At 64.5% G+C, this 279-nt stretch carries 1 pseudogene; it reads left to right on the top strand.

What is annotated here, in order from left to right:
• Window positions 1-22 precede the first annotated feature (22 nt).
• Window positions 23-279, top strand: a pseudogene (locus SB764_RS39555) (hypothetical protein); the annotation flags it as partial.

Here is a 279-nt window from a genome sequence, read left to right on the forward strand (position 1 = left end):
CGCGGCAATACCGGCCAGCGCCATGAAAGGCCGGCGCCGGCAACAACACGCCCAACGCAAACCCGCGATTGTGCACGCTGTGGTCTGCGCCGTCCTCGCCAGCGCTTCTTTCCTGCCGATCCAGGCCGCCCATGCCGCCGGCTTCGACTGCAAGGCCGCCAAAACCCATGTCGAACATCTGATCTGCGCCGACCCATCGCTGTCCAGGCTGGACGATCAGATGAAGGATCTCTACGACAGGATTCAGGCCGAAACCGCAGGCCGCGACGGTGAAACCGG

Origin of the sequence: Paraburkholderia sp. SIMBA_027, from assembly GCF_046535315.1 — a bacterium.
Lineage (GTDB): Bacteria > Pseudomonadota > Gammaproteobacteria > Burkholderiales > Burkholderiaceae > Paraburkholderia > Paraburkholderia tropica.